This window comes from Cupriavidus sp. 01L46 (assembly GCF_056399905.1).
In genome coordinates this window covers 1-2,483 of record NZ_JBFTSF010000513.1, presented here as the reverse complement: position 1 = coordinate 2,483, position 2,483 = coordinate 1, and the positions used below count along the sequence as shown (strand labels likewise).

The following is a 2,483-nucleotide window of genomic DNA, read 5'->3' as shown; positions in this document are numbered from 1 at the left end:
TCGGCGGTGATGCGGCTTTGCTCGGCCTCCTGCCTGCGCTCGGCCTCGTAGGACGCGATGCGCGCGTTCTGCTCGGCGGTGCGGGTCTTCACCTGCTGTTCCTGCTCGAGCTTCATGAACGATTCCTGCTGCTCGATCTCCAGCTTCTTGGCCAGTGCGTCGCGGTTCTTCTCACGCACGGAGACCTCGGTGTCCTGCTCGACTTCGTTGCGTTCCTTGCGGCGGCGCTCGGTCTCCTGCGTGAGCTTGGTCAGGCCCTCGGCATCGAAGGCGTTGTTGGGGTCGAAGAACTCCTTCGAGGTCTGGTTGAAGTTGGTGAGCGACACGCTCTCCAGTTCCAGCCCGTTCTTGGTCAGGTCTTCGGCCACGGTGTTCTGCACGCCCTGCACGAACTGCTCGCGCGCATCCTGCAGGTCCTGCATGCTCATCTGCGCCGCGGTGGAGCGCAGCGCGTCGACRAACTTGTCGTCCACCAGCGCGCGCAGGCTCTCCGGCGCCAGCGTGCGCTGGCCCAGCGTTTGCGCGGCGGTGGACACGCCTTCCACGGTGGGTTTGACGCGCACGAAGAACGCCACCACCACATCCACGCGCATGCGGTCCTTGGTGATCAGGCTGTCGCGTGAGGCGCGGCTGACCTCCAGCTTGAGCGTGTTCATGTTGATCGGGATGATTTCATGGAACACCGGCAGCACGATGGCGCCGCCGCTCATGATCACCTTTTGCCCACCCAGCCCGGTACGCACGAAGGCGCGCTCGGCCGATGCGCGCGTGTACAGGCGCGAGAAGATCAGGCCGATGATGCACAGGCCGAGTACGCCGGCCAGGCCGATGACACCCCAGAAGATGATGGAATCCATATTGGTTCTGATGCTCCCTTGGAACTTGGAAAAAATACCGCGGACGGCTTGCGCCCGCGCGTGGCCTACAGCAGGYCGGGCCGCGGGTTGGCGATGGCGCGATACAAGGTGCCGGAGGTGCGTGCGACGATCAGTACGGTTTCGCCGCGCGGAAAACGCTGGCCCGGCTCGTCCGGCTCGACGCGCAGGTAGTGGGCCTGGCCATATTCATCCACCAGGCGCGCTTGCGCCGGATTGCCGGCCGAGGCCTCGCCGAGCGTGACCTGGGCAACGCGCCCGACAAAGTCGAGCTCGGAGATGGCGGAGGATTCGTCCTGCGGAAAATAGCGTCCTACCAGGCTGCCGGTGGCGCGCACGAAGGGCAGGGCGCCCAGCGTGGCGAGCACCACCGCGAGCGGCACGGGCAGCAGGTGGCCGGCCACGGCGGCGATCACCCATTGGAGGATCAGGCCGACGATGGCGAAGCCCATCAGGAACAGCACCACCAGCATCAGCAGCGGCACGCGGCCCACGTGCAGCCAGCCGAGGAACTGGCCGATGGCGCCGGCATCGGCCGCGCTGGCGTCGGTGTGGTCCAGCGCGAAATGCGTGACCAGGAAGCTGTCGGCCTGCTGCGACAGGGCGAGGCCAAGCAGCAGGGCCAGCGCCTCCAGCACGCCGATGACTACCATCAAGCCAATCGCCACCACGAACGGGGCATTGCCCGGCAATAACAGCTGATTCATTTCGGCGTTCTTATTGTGCTGAATCGGTCGGGAGCGGCGGAGCCGGTGTCTGGTGTGCGGCGCTCAGGAGCGCGCCGCGTCGCGTGCGGCCTTCAGGCGCTCAAGGCGTTCGTTGATGCGCTGTTCCTTGTGCAGTATCTCCAGCCGCTTGAGCAAGGAGGCATCGGCGCTGGAGCTGCCGACGCCGAGTCCGGCCACGCCCGTGGCGCTGGTCATGGCGCGGTTGAAGCCTTGCTCGAGCTGTTCGGCACGCACGCCGGCGCCGGCGCCCGGCGCGGCGCCAACGCTGGCGCCCGCGCGCTCGGCGGCAGCCCGCGCGGCCACCATGCCGGCCAGCGCCTGCTCCATCTCGGCGCGCTTGGCGCGCAGGCCAAGCAGATCGGCTTCGGCTGCCTCGGATTTTTCAACGGCTTCCTGCAGGCTGCCGTTGAGCGTGCCGAGCTGGTCCTCGAGGTCGATCTGGCGCTCGGTGCCCGCGCGCGCCGCGGCATCGTCACCGTGCTGGAGCGCCACCGCGACTTGTTCGTCGAGCCGCTCGATCTCGTTGTTGAGCCGCGCGATGGCCTTGGCGGCATGGTGCTTGGCCGCCTCGTGCTGGCCTAGCCCGACCCGCGCCTGGGCGATCACCTCGTCGAATTCGCGCAGGTACTGCTCCAGCACGGCTTGCGGCGCGCGCGCCTCCAGCGAGCTGACCAGCGCGTGCAYATTGGCGGTCAGCAGTCGTTTCACACGGTTACCCAGGCCTTCTGTCGTCATGGTGTGTTTCCTCGGTGCATCGATAAGACGCCGCCGGGGCGGCGATGGCGCAACACAAAAAGTCGGAATTCTAGGTGGTCTGCCGAGCGCTCTGGATCAGTTTTGTCATTTCTAACACTTCGGGGATGTAGGCGTCCAGTACGGC

3 protein-coding genes are annotated in these 2,483 nt (G+C 66.6%); all 3 read right to left on the bottom strand.

Annotated elements, in window-relative coordinates:
- On the bottom strand, nt 1-857 hold an 857-nt coding region (locus AC1DS3_RS37690; protein WP_477129257.1), incomplete at its 3' end, for a flotillin family protein.
- A 65-nt stretch (nt 858-922) separates the two neighbouring features.
- Nucleotides 923-1,582, bottom strand: coding sequence for an OB-fold-containig protein (locus AC1DS3_RS37685; protein ID WP_477129256.1), 660 nt, complete (start codon nt 1,580-1,582; stop codon nt 923-925).
- A 63-nt stretch (nt 1,583-1,645) separates the two neighbouring features.
- On the bottom strand, nt 1,646-2,338 hold the full coding sequence (locus AC1DS3_RS37680) for a PspA/IM30 family protein (protein WP_477129255.1): 693 nt from the start codon (nt 2,336-2,338) through the stop codon (nt 1,646-1,648).
- Between the last annotated feature and the right edge of the window lie 145 nt (nt 2,339-2,483).